At 35.0% G+C, this 18,413-nt stretch carries 15 protein-coding genes; 12 read left to right on the top strand and 3 right to left on the bottom strand.

The window, feature by feature from the left end; genetic code table 11:
• Window positions 1-126: 126 nt before the first annotated feature.
• Window positions 127-1,932 carry a translational GTPase TypA gene (typA, locus tag ACFOWA_RS02265; RefSeq protein WP_378981351.1) on the bottom strand — a complete coding sequence of 602 codons (1,806 nt, stop codon included), beginning with the start codon at window positions 1,930-1,932 and terminating at the stop codon, window positions 127-129.
• A 351-nt stretch (window positions 1,933-2,283) separates the two neighbouring features.
• On the opposite strand from typA, the gene ACFOWA_RS02270 reads away from it, so the two are divergent.
• Entirely contained in the window at window positions 2,284-2,508 is a 225-nt protein-coding gene (locus ACFOWA_RS02270) for a hypothetical protein (protein ID WP_378981353.1), read from the top strand.
• Between the two features lie 18 nt (window positions 2,509-2,526).
• Here the strand turns inward: ACFOWA_RS02270 and ACFOWA_RS02275 are convergent, their stop codons facing one another.
• A complete protein-coding gene (locus ACFOWA_RS02275) occupies window positions 2,527-3,939 on the bottom strand; it encodes a tetratricopeptide repeat protein (protein WP_378981355.1) in 1,413 nt (470 codons plus the stop codon).
• A 137-nt stretch (window positions 3,940-4,076) separates the two neighbouring features.
• Between ACFOWA_RS02275 and ACFOWA_RS02280 the strand changes: the two genes are divergently transcribed.
• Window positions 4,077-5,837: a caspase family protein gene (locus tag ACFOWA_RS02280; RefSeq protein ID WP_378981357.1), complete on the top strand. Its 1,761-nt coding sequence runs from the start codon at window positions 4,077-4,079 to the stop codon at window positions 5,835-5,837.
• Between the two features lie 12 nt (window positions 5,838-5,849).
• On the opposite strand, the gene ACFOWA_RS02285 is transcribed toward ACFOWA_RS02280, so the two are convergent.
• Window positions 5,850-6,659 (bottom strand): alpha/beta hydrolase, encoded by an 810-nt coding sequence (locus ACFOWA_RS02285; RefSeq protein WP_378981359.1) that lies wholly within the window; start codon window positions 6,657-6,659, stop codon window positions 5,850-5,852.
• Between the two features lie 167 nt (window positions 6,660-6,826).
• Between ACFOWA_RS02285 and ACFOWA_RS02290 the strand changes: the two genes are divergently transcribed.
• From ACFOWA_RS02290 to ACFOWA_RS02335, 10 genes are all read left to right on the top strand, one after another.
• Complete coding sequence (locus ACFOWA_RS02290) at window positions 6,827-7,534, top strand: esterase family protein (RefSeq protein WP_378981361.1); 708 nt, start codon at window positions 6,827-6,829, stop codon at window positions 7,532-7,534.
• A gap of 60 nt (window positions 7,535-7,594) precedes the next feature.
• The gene (locus ACFOWA_RS02295) at window positions 7,595-8,632 is read left to right on the top strand and encodes an ATP-grasp domain-containing protein (protein ID WP_378981363.1); all 1,038 of its coding nucleotides are present in this window, start codon (window positions 7,595-7,597) and stop codon (window positions 8,630-8,632) included.
• Window positions 8,633-8,661: 29 nt separating this feature from the next.
• The gene (locus ACFOWA_RS02300) at window positions 8,662-9,762 is read left to right on the top strand and encodes a carboxylate-amine ligase (RefSeq protein WP_378981365.1); all 1,101 of its coding nucleotides are present in this window, start codon (window positions 8,662-8,664) and stop codon (window positions 9,760-9,762) included.
• 7 nt (window positions 9,763-9,769) lie between these two features.
• Window positions 9,770-10,597, top strand: a complete 828-nt coding sequence (locus ACFOWA_RS02305) for a type 1 glutamine amidotransferase (RefSeq protein WP_378981367.1) — start codon at window positions 9,770-9,772, stop codon at window positions 10,595-10,597.
• A gap of 134 nt (window positions 10,598-10,731) precedes the next feature.
• Window positions 10,732-11,919, top strand: a complete 1,188-nt coding sequence (locus ACFOWA_RS02310; protein ID WP_378981369.1) for a hypothetical protein — start codon at window positions 10,732-10,734, stop codon at window positions 11,917-11,919.
• A gap of 308 nt (window positions 11,920-12,227) precedes the next feature.
• Window positions 12,228-12,386 carry a FeoB-associated Cys-rich membrane protein gene (locus tag ACFOWA_RS02315; RefSeq protein ID WP_378981371.1) on the top strand — a complete coding sequence of 53 codons (159 nt, stop codon included), beginning with the start codon at window positions 12,228-12,230 and terminating at the stop codon, window positions 12,384-12,386.
• 11 nt (window positions 12,387-12,397) lie between these two features.
• Entirely contained in the window at window positions 12,398-12,988 is a 591-nt protein-coding gene (locus tag ACFOWA_RS02320; RefSeq protein ID WP_378981373.1) for a Crp/Fnr family transcriptional regulator, read from the top strand.
• Window positions 12,989-13,151: 163 nt separating this feature from the next.
• Window positions 13,152-13,682 carry a YceI family protein gene (locus ACFOWA_RS02325; protein WP_378981375.1) on the top strand — a complete coding sequence of 177 codons (531 nt, stop codon included), beginning with the start codon at window positions 13,152-13,154 and terminating at the stop codon, window positions 13,680-13,682.
• Between the two features lie 55 nt (window positions 13,683-13,737).
• A complete protein-coding gene (locus ACFOWA_RS02330; RefSeq protein ID WP_378981377.1) occupies window positions 13,738-14,607 on the top strand; it encodes a pirin family protein in 870 nt (289 codons plus the stop codon).
• Window positions 14,608-14,965: 358 nt separating this feature from the next.
• Window positions 14,966-18,370, top strand: coding sequence for a glycosyltransferase (locus ACFOWA_RS02335; protein WP_378981379.1), 3,405 nt, complete (start codon window positions 14,966-14,968; stop codon window positions 18,368-18,370).
• Window positions 18,371-18,413 lie beyond the last annotated feature (43 nt).

Here is an 18,413-nt window from a genome sequence, read left to right on the forward strand (position 1 = left end):
TTAAACCCTGCTAAGATGTTCTTAGATGTCTTAGGTGGTAAAAAACAAAAAAGCCCCGATTTACATCGAGGCTTATATTTAAACTATATTTTTAAGTCTTCCCCAAGAGGGAGGAATTAGTTAAGATTAAGCGAATTGCTTTCCTTTAACTTTACGTTCTTGTTCTGTTAAAAAGATTTTACGTAAACGCATGCTTGCCGGTGTAACCTCGATGTATTCATCTGCCTGGATGTATTCCATAGCTTCTTCTAACGAGAATTTAATAGCAGGTGCAATACGAGCGTTATCATCGGTACCAGATGCACGCATGTTCGTTAATGCTTTTCCTTTAACAATGTTTACTACCAAATCATTATCACGGATGTGCTCACCCATAATCTGACCTTCGTAAACATCAACTCCTGGATCAACAAAGAAACGACCTCTATCTTGCAACTTATCAATTGAATAAGCAGTAGTTTGACCTTTTTCCATTGAAACCAACACACCATTAGAACGACCAGGAATTGTACCTTTCCAAGGCTCATAAGCTTTGAAACGGTGTGCCATAATCGCCTCGCCAGCAGTTGCAGTTAATACGTTATTACGTAAACCAATAATACCACGAGATGGGATTTCAAATTCTAAGTGCTGTAAATCGCCTTTTGGCTCCATAATTAACAACTCGCCTTTACGTTGAGTTACCAATTCGATTACTTTACCAGAAACTTCACCCGGTACATCAACAATCAAAGTCTCAATTGGCTCACATTTTTTACCGTCAATTTCTTTAACAATAACCTGTGGCTGACCAACCTGAATTTCATAACCTTCACGACGCATCGTTTCGATTAATACCGATAAATGGAGAATACCACGACCGTAAACCAACCACGAATCTGGAGATGCTGTTTCAACAACCTTTAATGCAAGGTTTTTCTCAGTTTCTTTAATTAAGCGTTCTTTAATACGTTGCGAAGTAACCAATTTACCTTCTTTACCAAAAAATGGAGAGTTGTTGATGGTAAACAACATATTCATCGTTGGCTCATCAATACTGATAACTGGCAATTGTTCTGGTGCATCAAAATCCGAAATGGTATCACCAATATCAAATCCATCAATACCTACAACCGCACAAATATCTCCTGAACCTACTTCTTGTGTACGGATTTTTCCTAAACCTTCGAAAGTATAAAGTTCTTTTACTCTAGTTTTAACAACTCTACCGTCGCGTTTAATTAAAGTAACTGGTTGGTTTTCTTTAATTGTACCACGATGAACACGACCAATTGCAATACGACCCACGAAAGATGAGTAATCTAACGAAGTAATTTGCATTTGTAAAGTACCATCATTAATTGGTGCAGGTGGAATGTTTGCTACAACAGCATCCAATAAAGCGAAAATATCAGTAGTTGGCACTTTCCAGTCTGTACTCATCCATCCTTGTTTCGATGAACCGTAAATAACAGGGAAATCCAATTGCTCTTCAGTTGCTTCAAGGTTAAAAAACAATTCGAAAATTTGTTCATAAACCTCTTCCGGGCGACAGTTTTCTTTATCTACTTTGTTTACAACCACAATCGGTTTTAAACCAAGTGCCAAAGCTTTTTGCGTTACGAAACGCGTTTGAGGCATTGCACCTTCAAAAGCATCGCAAAGTAAAAGTACACCATCTGCCATTTTCAAAACACGTTCTACCTCACCGCCAAAATCCGCGTGACCAGGTGTGTCAATAATATTAATCTTTACATCTTTATACTGTACCGATACGTTTTTAGATACGATTGTGATACCACGTTCGCGTTCTAAATCGTTATTATCCAATATCAAATCTCCTGTTTGTTCGTTATCACGAAAAATAGAACAAGAATGTAAAATCTTATCAACCAACGTAGTTTTACCGTGGTCAACGTGTGCTATAATAGCTATATTTCTAATCTTTTGCATAAAATGCGCCTCAAATTTGGCGCAAAGATAGTGTTTAGAAATGGATTTTCTACTATATAGCTTGCTATTTAATGCTATGATAATATTGTAATCAGCTCATTTTTAATAAGAAAAGCAGTTAAGGAATCTTTTCGGTTTGCATTCTTATTGTTTTCCATTTCAATCCTGTTTATAAAATTTTGATGGTTCAAATATTTCAAAGTTGTATTAAGACAAAAAAACAATAATAGGTGAAAAGCTAGATCATTTTAAACATGTTGACATTAGTCAATATTTTATAACTAAATGAAAAACAGAAGATTATAATAAAAATATTTTTTAACTTCAATAAACCTTAATCTCAAATTAATTATGAAAAAAACAATCATCTCAACTAGCACACTCCTGATTGCTTTATCTGCATTATCATTCCAAGGTTGTAACAGCGAAAAAAAAGCTGAAACAACCGATACAACGACCACTATTACAACAGATACAACGGTTGTAGATAGTTCGGCTTCAATGTCAAAAAATATGACAGATACAACGGATACAGGAGGCAGAGCCGGACAAGCGCCACCAGCTGTTAAGAAATAACATTTGCCAGTAGAATTTTCAGCTATTTTCTGAATCTAGTGCAACATCTTCAGAGGTTTCTTTTGTCTGCAATTTTGGCTTGCTTAATAATTGTTGTTCCCTGTATTTAGTTAATTTATTAATCAACCAATGCTCTACTCGGTGATGCGTTGGCGTTAATAAAGAAGCTATAATTACAAAAACAATAATTTCGATGATTGGAGAATGATGTGATTTTTCGGCTACAAACGGATGAATAAACAAAGTCAGATATTCAAACAACATTAGTAAGGATAAAATACCTGAAAATTCTATTACTTTTTTTGAAATTTTCCTCCGGCTTAAAAATATACTTAAAAAAAATAGAATTGGGATAAATATGCCGATGGCAAGTAGTTGTAATTTTTGCTTCCTCTCTTCGGCCTCTTTTAATTTTGATTCTTCTATTTCCTTTTGCCTAAATTCTTCCCCAATTGTAATACTTTGAACTTCCTTGGCTCTTTCTTTACTATCTATTGAATTAGAAAGGTTTACAGCAATTTCCTGATATGCAAAAGCACTATCAATTTTACTTATTCCTTTATAAAGTTTTACAAGAAATGTACTTGCATCTACAGCTCTTGCGAAGAATTCATTTTTAATTGCCAAATCGTAAACTTTTCTGGCATAATAAACCGCTGAATCAATTTTTCCTTCTTCTTTGTAAACCTTTGCCAAGCCCAAATTACACTCTGCCAAAGTATTTAAATCACTTACTTTTTCTAAGATTGGCATACTCTTCCTGTAATAGTTAAGTGCATTTAAATAATCTTTGCGTTTCAAATAAATGTTGCCAAGGTTATTTAATGATGTTCCGGTAATAAGATCGTTTTTTTGAAGCAATGAAAGTTCGTAAGCACCATGTGTATAAATCATTGCTGATGAAAGCTGGTTCGATTTCTCATAAATATCTCCAATGTTTAGTTTCGAATAAAGAATTAAATCTGCAAAACTATTCTTCTTGGCAATTTCTTCGGCTTTAAATGCATAAGAAAGTGCCTTTCCATATTCCTCTTCGCTACTATAAACCAGTGCCATACTAATATAAGTATTAGCCATATTTTCAGGCATACCCCTCTTTTCATGAATCTTCAGTTCTTCTATGAAATATTCTATAGCCCGAGGATAATTATGTAAAGAATGAAAGGCATTTGCCAGCCCGTTTAAAGCCCATGATTCACCCTTTAAAAATTTAATTTTCTTCGCCAATTTATAAGCTTGTTGCGCAAGGATTAAGGCAGAATCGGGTTTTGATTTATGATAAGAATAACTCAAATCATACAGTACGCTAACTCTTCCGCTATCTGTTTTTTGAGAAGCTAAATCTTTATACAAACTATCCAAAACTTGCTTCTGAGCAAAACTTGTAACTGAAACAAATAAAAAAAGATTTAAAAGAGCTATCAATTTCATTTTTAGGGATTTATAAGTTAAATTTAATACATATAATTATGTTTATCCTTAAAAAATCTGGATATTTTACAATCGTAATCTTTTACTTTCTATCTAATTTGTAAAAGACAGCTTCCTAAAATTAATCTTTCTCGAAAATGAAAACATCCCTGTTTTTACTTTTATTTTTCTCCTCCTTACTGAGCTTTTCTCAAAATAAATATGCAGTTATTGTTGGCATTAATGAATACTACGATAAGCCAGGTGTAAAGAGCAACGAATACAGTTTAAAAGGTTGCGTAAATGATGCTATTAGCATGAAATCACTTTTAATAAACCGCTTTACCTTTCCTAAAGAAAACGTAAAAACATTAATAAATGCTCAAGCTACACAGAAAACGTTTTTAGCTGCAATGGAGAATATCCTCGAAAAAAGTAAACCCGGAGATGTTGCGGTATTCTTCTTTTGTGGCCATGGTGTTTATACAATCAATCCGGAAAATAAAGCCGACTCGATTAAACAGGGTTATAATCAGGCAATTTGTATGAGCGATTTATATTCGCCAAACTATGAATGCCTGGTTAGAGATAATACATTAAAGATACTTTTTAATCGATTTGTTGAAAAGAAAGTTACCTTAACTAGTATTCTTGACTGCTGTTACAGCGAAAATATTCCAATGGCACCACTACCACCCGTGTATCACAATCCTTACCGAGTGGTAGATGTTAAAACAAACAAAGTTGTTCCAACAGGCGTAATTGATTTGAGGTCGTTCAAACTTAACAAAACCCTTACAATCGCCGATAAAACTGTAATCGAACGACCGTCAGAAACGCCTAATTCTCGTTTTGCAAATTTAGCTGCCTGTTCATGGGCAGAAAAGGCAGTAGAAATTTGGGATGAAGGAGGCAGGCCACATGGCGCATTTACCAAAGCAATTATAAATATTTTCGAGCAAAGTAAAGTCGATTTACCCCTATCTGAAATTATTGCAAGGATAAAAAATGATATTGATGACGTTCAGAATTTACAGCAAAGACCTGGATTTCGCTATGATACACTATCGCGTGATAAATTAAATTTTATCGGCCTACCCGTTCAGCTGAGCATTCCTTTATTGCAAACCCGGGTTGTTAGCAGCCTACCCGGAAAAGTTGTAGTAGATGTTGGCGCTAAAGACGACATTATGATTGGAAACATATTTTCGACAAAAGACAAGGCAATTAGTTTTACGATTTCAAAGGTTTTTCCTGATAGCGCATTAGCTGTAATCGACCCAAAAATTACGATCAAGAAGGACGATGTGTTTTTTATTAGGGATAGATACCGTGTGTCTAATCCGATAATAAAAATTTATGTTCCAGCATCAACACTTAAATCTGCAGCGTATATGGATATGTTTAATAAGCAGGTTTTGCCATTTACGAAAGAAAAAACTTATCAGGATTATTTTAATTTTAACGACAATCAAACAGCAGCAACTTTCTTATTCAATAACCAGAAAAATTCGGGTTTGGAAATTTCGAAAATCATCAAGCAAAACGAGTTTTTTATATTAATGGCTATACCTTCAGATATCGCAATCGTAATCAATTCTACACTACGGAAAGAACAAAGTCTTAAACTTGTAAGTACACCTGCCGAAGCAGATTTTGCCTTGTACCTAAATTATGCAGCGATATCTGACGATAATAAAAGCCCTAAATTCGTTTTTAGTTTTCGCAAGCCCTTGCCTGCTAATGTTAATTCAAAAAAAAATGCTGAAGTAATTTTTTGGGCTGATAATGTAGCTTTTCCTAGTCTTAACCTAAACAAAACTCAGTTAAACCAGCTTAGTAAAGGCATACAGAAAATAAGTTACGCCGCTATTCGCAGCACAGGAACTCAGTGGATTAATACATATCCGAGAAGATAGACATTAAAAAGCTTAAACCTCAAATGCCCAGTTTAAAAATGCAGGCATTGCGTTTTCCCAGGTCGGAACATCGTGTTTACCGCCAACTTTTTCGTAATAAAAAATATTTTCGGGGCGTTTATAGCCTTTCAATAAAAGCGATTTTACTACATCAATGGTATCATCTATAGAATCAATAATCAAATTTTTATTACGGTCAGCTTTTTCATCTTCCGTTCCCGTCATTAACCAAAATTTCATATCAGGTTTAGTAGAAGATGTATCGATAAGCGAATGCATAATTCTGTCGGCATCTGTATAACCATCAGCTAAATCTTTCTTACGCCACCAAAAAGCACCCGAAAAAACACCAATCGAATCAAATACCGAAGGGTTATTCCAGGCGATATCAAAAGCAGATAAACCACCTAAAGAAAAACCACCAAAAGCAACTTTACCGGTTATCGGCATGGCAATTTTCTTTTTAACAAACGGTAGCAGTTCTTTTATAATAAAATCGCTGTAAAGACTGGCCTTCGCTCCGCGACCTTTAAAATCTGGCACACCAGCAACGCCGTATTCCATTAAGCGCTCTGCAGAAGCCTTAATTGCAACCACTATTAACCTATGATTCCTTTTATTATGATGGGCTTCTTCTAAAATCTTTTTAAAATCCATTTTAGCAACATCCTGCCCATCATTAAGTAAAAGCAGCTCTATTTTTTCATTACCTAAAATGCCTTCAGGTACATAAATATCTATATCAACCTCACGGGCCAAAAAAGCCGAAGGCACTTTAAATGAAATGGAATTAACTTTTACTGATAATATTGTTGTGTACATAATATTCAAACTCACTGTAATTAGGCATAGCCTCAATTAGTGCAAAGGTACAAAACCAAATAAATTATTAATTAGTAGCCATCAATTTTTACATTACCCATAATTTTGACGCATTTAGATTCATTTTATTAAATTTAATTTATACCTTAAAACATTAAATTTTATATATGGTTAAAGAAGAACATAAAAAGTGGTACAGCCCAAATTTAGGTACTGATATCGACATGCTCATCTTTGGTCACGGTGGTATCCCTATTCTACTGTTCCCAACAAGCATGGGTAGATATTTCGAAACGAAAGACTTCAAATTAATTGATTCTGTGGAAGGATTTATAAGTGAAGGCCGAATTAAGATTTATTGTCCGGATGGTATTGATAAATTAAGCTGGTATAACAAAGGCATACATCCCGCAGATAGAGTTAAAAATCATATTTGGTATGATAAATACCTACTGGAAGAAGTTGCACCTTTAGCCAGACATGAAACCGGGCACAGCAAAATTATTACTGCTGGCTGTAGTTTTGGAGGATACCATGCGGCAAATTTTGCTTTTAGGCATCCGTGGTTGGTTAGCCACATGTTTAGTATGAGTGGTGCATTTGATATTAGTGGCCAGCTTGATGGATTTTATAACGATGATGTTTATTTTAATAATCCTGTAGATTATTTATTAAACAACAGTAACCCAGAGTTACATTACATGAAGATAGTTCTAGGTACATCAGATAGAGATATTTGCCGCTCAGAAAACGAAAGATTATCCCAAATTTTAGCACAAAAAGGTATAAATCATTGGTTAGATGTAAGACAGAATGCCGATCATGATTGGCCTATTTGGCGAGAAATGTTTCCGAATTATATTGCACAACTTTAAAAGATAAATGTTTTTCATTTTTCGAAAAACGAGCATTAAAATTAATAACAACAAAAATTTATGAAAAAAATAGGGATTTTATTTGGTCAGGAACGCTCATTTCCTGAAGCCGTAGTAGAGAGAATTAATCAGAAAGCAGAAAAAGGAATCACTGCTGAACCTGTTCAAATAGAAAAGATACTTCAAAACTCGCCGTTAGATTACGCTGTAATTATCGACAGAATTTCGCAAGATGTTCCATTTTATCGTGCATCATTAAAAAATGCAGCAATAACCGGAACAGCAGTTATCAATAACCCATTTTGGTGGAGTGCCGATGAAAAGTTTTTCAATAATGCCTTAGCCGAACAAATTGGCGTGCCAGTACCAAAAACTGCATTAATTCCATCAAGACAACATCCAACAGGTACAACAGGCGAATCGTTTTCTAACTTAACAATGCCTTTAAACTGGGATGCCATTTTTGAATATACTGGTTTTCCTGCTTATATGAAACCTTATGATGGCGGCGGATGGAGAGATGTTTACAAACTTCATGATAAAGAAGATTTTTTTGATAAACATGCCGGTACCGACCAATTGGTAATGCTTTTGCAAGAAGAAATTATTTTTGATGAATATTTTAGATGTTACTGTATAGGTGGAAAGCATGTCCGAATTATGCAATACGAACCTCGCAACCCACATCATTTGCGTTACGCTGTGGATGGCAAAAGTCCAGATCCAAAATTGCTAAAAACTGTTGAAGAGTATACATTGAAACTGTGCCAGTATTTAGGTTATGACTTTAATACAGTAGAATTTGCGGTGCGGGATGGTATTCCAATTGCTATCGATTTCTGTAACCCTGCACCAGATGCTGACATTAAAAGTGTTGGACAAGACAATTTTGATTGGGTTGTTGAAACAACTGCAAACTATGCAATTGAGAGAGCAAAAGCACAAAAACCTGGTCAGGATAATTTAACCTGGGGCGAATACATTAGAGCTTCTGTTGCTGGCAGACCATTAATAGCAAAAGCAGAACCAAAAGTAAAGGCAGAAAAAGCACCTGAAAAGCCAAAAGCTGCCGCAGCTAAAAAAGCAACAAAAAAATAAAAGGGATTTCTAACCAAATATTACTAAAAATGAATGAATTCACGCTTGGCATAGAGGAAGAATACATGGTAATTGATCCCGTTACCAGGGAACTTACCTCGCATGACCAAAAAATTGTAGAGGCCGCACAGAAAATACATAAAGACCAGGTAAAAGCAGAAATGCATCAGGCCGTTGTAGAAGTTGGAACCGGCATTTGCAAAACAACTGAAGAAGCCCGTAAAGAAATTTCTCAATTGAGATATACGGTTTCGCAACTTGCCGGAGAGCAAGGCTTAAGAATCGGCGCAGCCGGAACACACCCATTTTCGCACTGGGAAAAGCAATTAATAACTGAACACCCGAGGTACAATGAAATTGTAAATGAATTACAGGAAGCTGCCCGTTCAAATTTAATTTTTGGCCTTCATGTTCATGTTGGTTTTCAATCTCGTGAATTGGCTATTCACATTGCAAATCAGGTAAGATATTTCTTGCCTCACGTATTTGCATTGTCAACCAATTCTCCTTTTTGGGAATCAAGGAATACAGGTTATAAATCGTTTAGAACTAAAATTTTCGACAAATTTCCACGTACAGGCATTCCTGATATTTTTAACAGTATTGAAGATTACGACAATTACGTAAAACTTCTAATTAAAACCAATTGCATGGATAATGCAAAGAAGATTTGGTGGGATATTCGTGTACATCCATTTTTTGATACGGTTGAATTTCGCATTTGCGATTGCCCGATGTTAATTGATGAAACCATGGCTTTTACGGCTTTATTCCAAGCATTATGTGCCAAACTATATAAACTCCGTTTGCAAAACATGGAATTTATTAGTTATTCGAGAGCCTTGATTAATGAAAATAAATGGCGTGCGGCTCGTTACGGAATTGATGGAAACCTGATTGATTTTGGTAAAGAAATGGAAGTGAATTGCCGCAATTTAGTTTTAGAATTGTTGGATTTTGTAGATGATGTTGTAGATGATTTAGGCTGCAGAAGTGACTTAGAATATGTTCATAAAATATTAGAACATGGCACAGGTGCAGATAGGCAGTTGGCAGTTTACGCACAAACTGGTAACTTTGAATCGGTAGTAGATTACATTACTACTCAAACACTTATAGGCGCTAAGTAATTTTACAATGGATAAAAGCAGTTTAAAGGTCGCCGTTATTGACATGAATAACGGCGCTCCAAATCAGGGTATGCGGGGAATTCAGGAAATTTTATCCCGATTTGGCAAAGACAATAACATTAATCTTTCTTTCGATATTTTTGATTTAAGGCAAAAAGGAGAAATTCCGGGAATTGAGTATGATGCTTATATCTCGAGTGGTGGCCCTGGTAGCCCAATTGCAAGCAAAGGCGAGCAATGGGAAAATGATTTTTTCAATCTTCTTGACGAAATAGAAGCTTTCAATCTCCAAAATGATGAACAGAAAAAATATGCTTTCCTAATATGTCATTCTTTCCAACTGGCTTGTAGAAAGTTCGAATTGGGAAATGTTACTCAAAGACGTTCAAATGCTTTTGGCATTTTCCCAATCACACTAACTGATGATGGAGAAAAAGAGCAAGTTTTTGAAGGCATTACAAACCCATTTTTTTCTGTAGATAGCAGAGATTGGCAAGTTATAGAACCCGATTTTGCTGCATTTGAAGCAAAAGGAGCTAAACTTTTGGCAATAGAAAAAGAACGCAAACATGTAGATTTAGAACGTTGCATGATGTCTATCCGCTTTACCGATGAGATTATCGGCACACAATTCCATCCAGAGGCTGACCCAATTGGCATGAAAATGTATTTGTTGCAAGATGAAAAGAAAAAAGCGATTGTAGATTTACATGGAGAGCAAAAATATTTAGATATGTTAAATAGTTTAGACGATCCAAAAAGGATTGTACTAACTCAAAGCGTTGTTCTACCTAACTTTTTGCAAAAAGCTATTGGGAACTTCCAAGAAGCTTAAAATCAATATTAATTATTTTACAAGCGGTCGTAATTGCGAGGCACGAAGCAATCTCAATCCATTGGCTAATTTACTTATAGCATTAAGATTGCTTCAGGCTTCGTAAACCGTTTTTGCAAAACACATACCCAACTATGATACCTGCTCAACGCCAACAATACAACCAACAATTTACGGAAGAAAAGTATAAAAACTTTATAAAAGAACTAGAAAACGGCTATAAGGAAATTCCATTTCGTGTTGCAGAAACCCCAGTGTTTGTACCAAAAGCATTAAAAGAAAAATTAATTGCCGCTGGTGAAGAAATTATAAATCTTATAAAACAACCCAACTTTAAAGCATTAACTCAAAAATCTATTCCTGCAGACTGGAATGTACCAAATGAAAACAAGCAACCGCATTTCTTAACTTTCGATTTTGGTATTTGCAAAAATGAAAATGGCGAATTATCACCCATGTTGATTGAAATGCAAGGTTTCCCATCGCTTTATGCTTTTCAAATTCATTTGGCAAATACTTTTCGCAAATGTTTCGAAATTGATAACTCTGCCAACCATTTTTTAAATGGTTTTAATGAAGAAAAGTATTTTAAATTGTTTAAGGAGGTTATTATTGGTAATCACCAACCGCATGAAGTTGCGATAATGGATGTTGATGCATCAAACCAAAAAACAGCAATTGACTTTTTTGTAACCCAAAAAATGCTCGGCATTAAAATTCTTGCCTTAGAGGATATTAAAAAAGTTGATAACAAATTATTTTACGAAGAAGGCGAAAAACTAGTTCAATTAAAGCGAATTTACAATCGGTTAATCTTTGATGAGGTTGCTGATAATAAAGATATTTTTAAAAATAGTTTCGACCCGCGAGATGAATTGGAAATAGAATGGGTAACGCATCCAAATTGGTTTTACAGAATTAGCAAATACACCATGCCGTTTCTTAAAAGCGAATTTGTACCTGAAACCAGATTTTTAAATGAGGTTACAGAAATTCCTGCTAATTTGGAAAATTACGTACTAAAACCATTGTTTTCTTTTGCAGGGATGGGTGTTATAATAGATATAACTGAACAAGATATTAAAAAAATCTCTGACCCGGAAAATTGGATTTTACAAAGAAAAGTAAAATATGAGGCCGTAGTTCAATCTCCAGATGGTGGAGTAAAAGTAGAAATTAGGATGATGTATTTATGGCCTGACGGTGGTGAACCACAACTTTGCACAAATTTGGCTCGATTAAGTAAAGGTAAAATGATTGGTGTGAGATACAATGCCGATTTTGATTGGGTTGGTGGCACTGTAGGTTTTATGGAGGTATAATTGTTTCTCTAAAAGAATAGCATTTTTAGAGCTCATAAAATATTGGCTGAAAAGCTTTTACGGAATTTGGCGGTCGTCATGCTGAATTTTTTTAGCATCTTTTATACTAAACCACCTAACTATTAAGCTTCTGAAACAAGTCTAGGATGACGACCACTCTTTATGGGCGCCATTCAAACCTAATATTGTTATTAAACTATTTCTGCGTTTTTTTTTAATTTTCGACTCCTTGCTTCTCAAAATTTCGCAATCAACCTTTTTTACATTCAACTGAAAACTAAAATATGAATGAACCTTATATTTGTTTTATGAACACGCAAACAATTTTAGTTTTTTTGCTTTTTGCAGTTGCCTTAATTTATGTTGCTCGTTTAGTTTATAAATCTTTACAGGTTAAGAAAGATGGTTGTGGTGGTAATTGTAAGTGTGGGGTCGATTTTTCTGACATCAAACCCATCAAAAAATAATCCCGCCACTTATGATTAATCAGTTTAAAAATTATTTTCAATCCAAAATAGAAATAACTGATGAGCAATTTGAAAGTATTTCATCTACATTAAGGGTTAAAAAATTCGATAAAAACGAAATCTTGCAATACAAAGGCGATATGCTTAAATATGGCTTTTTTGTAGGAAAAGGCTTGCTTCGTTCTTATTCTATTGATGCAAAAGGCAAGGAACACATTCTTCAGTTTGCACCAGAAAACTGGTTTATTTCAGACAGGAACCAAATGCATGAAGAGCCATCTGATTTTTTTATAGAAGCAATAGAAGCTACTGAATGTGTTATCGTTCCAGACAATTTTATGAGTGAAGCATCTCGCAAGGTTCCGTGCTTACTGGCATTAAACGTAACCATGCTTCACAATTCAATCCGCTTTATGCAAAAAAGAATTAATATGCTTTTAAGTGCTACGGCAGAAGAAAGGTATCTTGATTTTATAAAGCTTTATCCAAGCCTTACTCTACGCGTTCCGCAATGGATGATTGCATCCTACTTAGGCATAACCCCAGAATCATTAAGCAGGGTTAGAAAAGAATTGGCAAATAAACATTTTAGGCCTTCATAAATTTTGAATATTTGAATTTTGATGGAGTGATTACGAAGTTTGCTAACATTCATTCAATCTATCATTCGTTAATTCACTCATTTAATTATCATACATCAATTCTACATTCCTATCTGTGCTATACTTTTGTGTTGTTATATTAAACACCTCAAAAATAAAATTTATGGCAACTACAAAATGGATTTTAGATCCAACCCACAGCGAATTACAATTTAAAGTAAAACACTTAATGATAACTACTGTAACTGGTAGCTTAAAATCTTTCACTGCCGATTTAACCTCTGAAGATGATGAATTTGAAAACGGTGAAATTTCTTTTAATGGAGAAATTGCTTCTTTAGATACAGGAAACACGGATAGAGATAATCACTTAAAAAGCGCTGATTTTTTCGATGCAGAAAAATTTTCGACAATAGAATTTAAATCTTCGTCAATTGAAAAAGACGGTGGCGATTATACTGTGAAAGGCGATTTAACTATTAAAGGTGAAACAAAGCCAGTAAAATTAACTGCTGAGTTTGGTGGTATTGCAACCGACCCTTGGGGAAATACAAAAGCGGGCTTTACATTAAGCGGCAAAATTAATCGCTCTGATTTCGGCTTAACCTGGAATGCAGCCTTAGAAACTGGCGGTGTTATGGTTAGCGAAGAAGTACGCATTTTAGGCGAATTGCAATTCGTTAAACAAGCATAGAGTTTCGAGCATAAATTTTTATGCTCAAAAACCCTTGCCTTAATTATTAAAGGTAATGGAAACTAAAGAAATTGCACAAGTATTAAAAGCACCAGCGCCACACATGGTTGGTGACGGCTTTAGGGTACATAATTTTTTCCCTAGCGGATACAAGATAGATATGAGTCCGTTTTTTTTAATGGATTACGGTTCTAAAATAGAATTTTCTGCAAGGAAAGATCCTCGTGGAGTTGGCGTCCATCCACATCGTGGTTTTGAAACTGTAACCATAGCTTACTATGGATCCGTTGCTCACCACGATAGTGCCGGAAACAGTGGTGTTATTTATCCCGGTGATGTACAATGGATGACCGCAGCAAGTGGTATTCTACATAAAGAATATCATGAACAAAGTTATAGTTTAGCTGGTGGTCCTTTTCAAATGATACAACTTTGGATTAATTTACCTGCTGCATATAAAATGAGCAAGCCAAAATATCAGCCAATAAAACAAACTGATATGGCAAGTTTTACTTTACCAAATAACGGCGGAAAAATTGAAGTAATTGCTGGAAAGTACAAAGGTATTTTTGGAAATGCCAGCACATTTACACCTATAGAATTGTATAATGCTCGTTTAAATAAGGGCGGCAAGGCAAGTTTTACATTTGCGGCAGCTTTTAATACAGGCTTTATGGTAGTAGAAGGAGCAATTAAGGTAAACGAAAAAGATACTGTTGAAGTAAATAACTTCATCCATTTCGAAAACAAAGGAGAAGAAATTTGTATCGAAGCTTTACAAAACAGCATTATTCTAGTGCTAAGTGGCGAACCAATTGATGAACCCATTGTACAATACGGACCATTTTTAATGAACACACAAGAAGAAATAAATCAAGCAATGTGTGATTATAATGAAGGCAAATTTGGTTATTTAGAAGGATAGGTTATCTCATAAAGAAATAATCGCCGATGTTGTAACAAGCATCGGCTTTTTTGTGCTTTAAAAATTTGTTAAACTAAAAAATCAGCTATAAACCTAAGTTCGGTTATTAATTTTCCTTAACATTATTACTAAGCTGCCTTTTTTGTTTATGTCACACTGAATTCATTTCAGGCTCCCTTTTTTGCAGGAAAGATGCTGAAATAAGTTCAGAAAGACGTGCTTTACAAGCAATACGGCGATAAAACATCAAAATAGCAAGTTTAATAATCGAACTCCGGTTATATAATTGCATTCCTATAATCATTCATACAATCTTCATATTGCATTGTCATATTTGTTTATAAATCAGAACCGAAAAATGTCCGGAAAACAAATATTTCAAACTGAGACTAAAAAAAGGTGGCATGCCTTTACATGGGTTAGTCGAACATTCTTTATCGTATTTATTGGAGCTATAATATGTGTTGTGCTTACACTTTCATCCGTTCAATATCCAAGCCTTCCATACATAAATACCAATAGGCCTTTAACTCAAAAACAGTTAGAGAAACTTAAAAAATCGCAGCGATACAAAGATTTTACCATAGAGAAATCTAAACTTCAAAAAATCAAAACCGATAGAGCGAATAGAATTTTAGCCAAACATGGTGATAAAAAGCGCATAAATATGGCGTTTTATGTGAGCTGGGCAGGAACAGTTGGTAAATCATTACCCGATCTGAAAAGAAATATCGGGCATTTAGATATGGTTGCGACAGAATCGTTTTTTCTAAATGGCGATTCGATAGTTGATAAAGCAGATACCGCAGCATTAAGGGTAATTCATGAAGGAAAAAAATCGGCCATAGCGGTAGTTTCTAATTTTAACAAAGATCGTTGGGATGGCGCAGCAGTACGAAGACTATTGAGCGATATGCCTGCGCAGCAAAAACTAATTTCCAATCTGATAAACATTACAAAAAAATATGGCTACAAAGGTATTAACATAGATTTTGAAGAACTTAATCTTGAAAACGGTGAAGACTTTAATAATTTCATGAAAAACCTATATGCTCAATTTCATGTAAAGAATTTAATTGTTTCGCAAGATATTTCTCCAGAGAACGATGATTACAGTCCTGAAGTTTTACAGCATTACAATGATTACATCGTGTTAATGGCCTACGATCAACATACAGAAGGTAGTAACGCAGGAGATGTTTCTCATCAAGAATGGGTAGAAGAAAAGCTTGATGATATCTGTAGCAAGATGGATGCAAATAAGGTGATTTTAGCCTTGGCTTGTTATGGTTACGATTGGCCTGAGAAAAGTGTAGGAACCCCAATAACTTACGAAACTGCAATAACCACCGCCGTAAATTACAAAAGCCGTATTAATTACGATTCTGGCTCTGCAAACTTAAATTTTAGCTACAAAGATGGGAGCGGCATAAATCACAAAGTATATTTTACTGATGCGGCAACCAATTTTAACTTAATCAGAAAAGCAGATGATTGGGATATTGCCGGCATTGCATTATGGCGCCTGGGGTCTGAAGATAAGCGACTATGGCAGTTTATTTCTAATGATTTGAGTTTAGCTGGATTAAAGAAAAAACCAGTAGATTTTAGAAAAATATCTTCGCTGAATATGGGTGGCATAGCCTATATCGGCGATGGAGAAATTCTGGATTTAATTTCTACACCAAATCCTGGTGCAGCAAGGTTTACACTAAATAAAGATAATTTTACTATTGCAAATCAGCAATATATGAGATTGCCTTCGCAATATGTTATTAAAAGATTTGGTGAGGCTAATAAAAAAATTGTTTTAACATTTGATGATGGCCCAGACCCGGTTTACACACCACAGGTTTTAAGTATCCTTAACAAAGAGAATGTACCTGGTTGTTTCTTTGTAGTTGGTATTATGGCCGAGAAAAACATGGAACTGTTAAGGCAGGAATATGATGGCGGCTACGAAATCGGAAACCATACTTTCTTTCATCCTGACATGTCTTCCATCGGACCAAGGCGAGTAAAGTTTGAGTTAAATGCTACCCGTCGCTTAATTGAAGCCGTAACAGGGCATAGTACCATTTTGTTTCGGGCGCCATTTAATGCTGATGCAGAGCCACAAAATACTTCAGAAATCTTACCTGTTGCGCAAAGCAGAAAAGAAAATTACATCAACATTGGCGAGCTCATAGACCCAGAAGATTGGGAGCCAGGCAAAACTGCCGACCAGATTTTTAATGAAGTTGTTAAGCAGAAAGATAACGGCAACATTCTTTTGTTGCATGATGCAGGTGGAAATCGCGAAGCTACTGTTGCTGCTTTGCCAAGAATTATAAAATACTTTAAGCAACAAGGGTACACATTTACAACTGTTGGTAATTTGATGGGCAAAAAGAGATCAGAATTGATGCCTGCTGTAAAATCAAGTGCAAATAGTGGTTTTCTCGGTTCTGGTGATTACTTTTTTATTAATTTCTTTTATTACGGAAATATAATTCTAAACGTTGTATTTAGCGTTGCAATTGTATTGGCGATTTTAAGAACAATATTTATAGCCTATCTAGCAATAATACAGCGAAAAAGGGCAAGAAAAAATTCACATAAGCTGGTTAAAGATCCATCAGAAAAGGTTAGCATAATTATTCCTGCTTATAACGAGGAGATCACAGCTGTACAAACCATTAATAGTTTATTAAAAACCACATATCCAAATTTCGAATTAATTTTTGTGGATGATGGTTCTAAAGATAAAACCTTCGAAATGATAAAAAATCACTTTGGTAACCATCCGTTGGTTAAGGTTTTTAAGAAAGAAAATGGCGGTAAAGCATCAGCATTAAATTTTGGAATTACTAAAGCAAGTTCAGAATTTATCATCTGTATTGATGCAGATACTCAACTTAAAACCGATGCCGTAACCGAATTGATGCGTTATTTTTATGCTCCACAAATTGCTGCCGTTGCAGGTACGGTAAAAGTTGGCAATGCACATAACATGATTACAAAATGGCAATCTATTGAATACATTACCGCTCAAAATATGGATCGCCGTGCCTTTGATTTACTAAACACAATTACAGTTGTTCCGGGTGCTATTGGCGCATTCCGCAAAAATGTGGTGTTAGAAGTTGGTGCGTTTACTACAGATACACTTGCCGAAGATTGCGATTTAACAATGCGCATTTTGAGAGCCGGCTATAAGGTAGAAAACTGTAATACTGCTATTGCATATACCGAAGCACCCGAAAGCGTAAACATGCTTTTGAAACAAAGATTTCGCTGGAGTTTTGGTGTTATGCAAAGTTTTTGGAAGAATAGAAAAACATTGTTAAATAAAAAATACGGCTATTTTGGTATGGTTGGAATGCCAAATATCCTAATTTATCAAATCATATTGCCGCTATTTTCACCGCTGGCAGATTTGTTTATGTTGATATCCCTAATCAGCGGTTTATTTTCGCTAAGCGCCATTAACAATTTAACACTTACTGGCTTTACAGGAATTTTAAGTTTGCACAATGGCTTTGGACAAGTTTTATTTTACTACCTCATATTTATTTTGGTAGATATGATTTTTGCGGCAATAGCATTTAAAATGGAACATGAAAAATTTAAAAATCTATTATACATATTTCCGCAACGTTTCTTCTGGAGGCAGTTAATGTACCTGGTACTTTTTCGCTCTTTTCGCAAAGCGATAAAAGGAGAGTTAGAAACTTGGGGAACACTTAAAAGAACAGGAAATGTTAAAGAAGCAATAAGCTAATAAAAAAGGCCAGACTAAGAAGATTAGTCTGGCCTTTTGATTT

It is taken from the genome of Pedobacter lithocola, assembly GCF_042650845.1.
Taxonomy (GTDB): domain Bacteria; phylum Bacteroidota; class Bacteroidia; order Sphingobacteriales; family Sphingobacteriaceae; genus Pedobacter; species Pedobacter lithocola.

What these genes read in the sequence shown, in the direction of transcription:
- ACFOWA_RS02325 (WP_378981375.1), top strand. Translation starts at nt 13,152, where the DNA reads ATGGCAACTACAAAATGGATTTTAGATCCAACCCACAGCGAATTACAA.
- ACFOWA_RS02330 (WP_378981377.1), top strand. Translation starts at nt 13,738, where the DNA reads ATGGAAACTAAAGAAATTGCACAAGTATTAAAAGCACCAGCGCCACAC.
- ACFOWA_RS02295 (WP_378981363.1), top strand. Translation starts at nt 7,595, where the DNA reads ATGAAAAAAATAGGGATTTTATTTGGTCAGGAACGCTCATTTCCTGAA.
- ACFOWA_RS02285 (WP_378981359.1), bottom strand. Translation starts at nt 6,659, where the DNA reads ATGTACACAACAATATTATCAGTAAAAGTTAATTCCATTTCATTTAAA.
- ACFOWA_RS02315 (WP_378981371.1), top strand. Translation starts at nt 12,228, where the DNA reads ATGAACACGCAAACAATTTTAGTTTTTTTGCTTTTTGCAGTTGCCTTA.
- typA (WP_378981351.1), bottom strand. Translation starts at nt 1,932, where the DNA reads ATGCAAAAGATTAGAAATATAGCTATTATAGCACACGTTGACCACGGT.
- ACFOWA_RS02290 (WP_378981361.1), top strand. Translation starts at nt 6,827, where the DNA reads ATGGTTAAAGAAGAACATAAAAAGTGGTACAGCCCAAATTTAGGTACT.
- ACFOWA_RS02300 (WP_378981365.1), top strand. Translation starts at nt 8,662, where the DNA reads ATGAATGAATTCACGCTTGGCATAGAGGAAGAATACATGGTAATTGAT.
- ACFOWA_RS02270 (WP_378981353.1), top strand. Translation starts at nt 2,284, where the DNA reads ATGAAAAAAACAATCATCTCAACTAGCACACTCCTGATTGCTTTATCT.
- ACFOWA_RS02320 (WP_378981373.1), top strand. Translation starts at nt 12,398, where the DNA reads ATGATTAATCAGTTTAAAAATTATTTTCAATCCAAAATAGAAATAACT.
- ACFOWA_RS02275 (WP_378981355.1), bottom strand. Translation starts at nt 3,939, where the DNA reads ATGAAATTGATAGCTCTTTTAAATCTTTTTTTATTTGTTTCAGTTACA.
- ACFOWA_RS02280 (WP_378981357.1), top strand. Translation starts at nt 4,077, where the DNA reads ATGAAAACATCCCTGTTTTTACTTTTATTTTTCTCCTCCTTACTGAGC.
- ACFOWA_RS02310 (WP_378981369.1), top strand. Translation starts at nt 10,732, where the DNA reads ATGATACCTGCTCAACGCCAACAATACAACCAACAATTTACGGAAGAA.
- ACFOWA_RS02305 (WP_378981367.1), top strand. Translation starts at nt 9,770, where the DNA reads ATGGATAAAAGCAGTTTAAAGGTCGCCGTTATTGACATGAATAACGGC.
- ACFOWA_RS02335 (WP_378981379.1), top strand. Translation starts at nt 14,966, where the DNA reads ATGTCCGGAAAACAAATATTTCAAACTGAGACTAAAAAAAGGTGGCAT.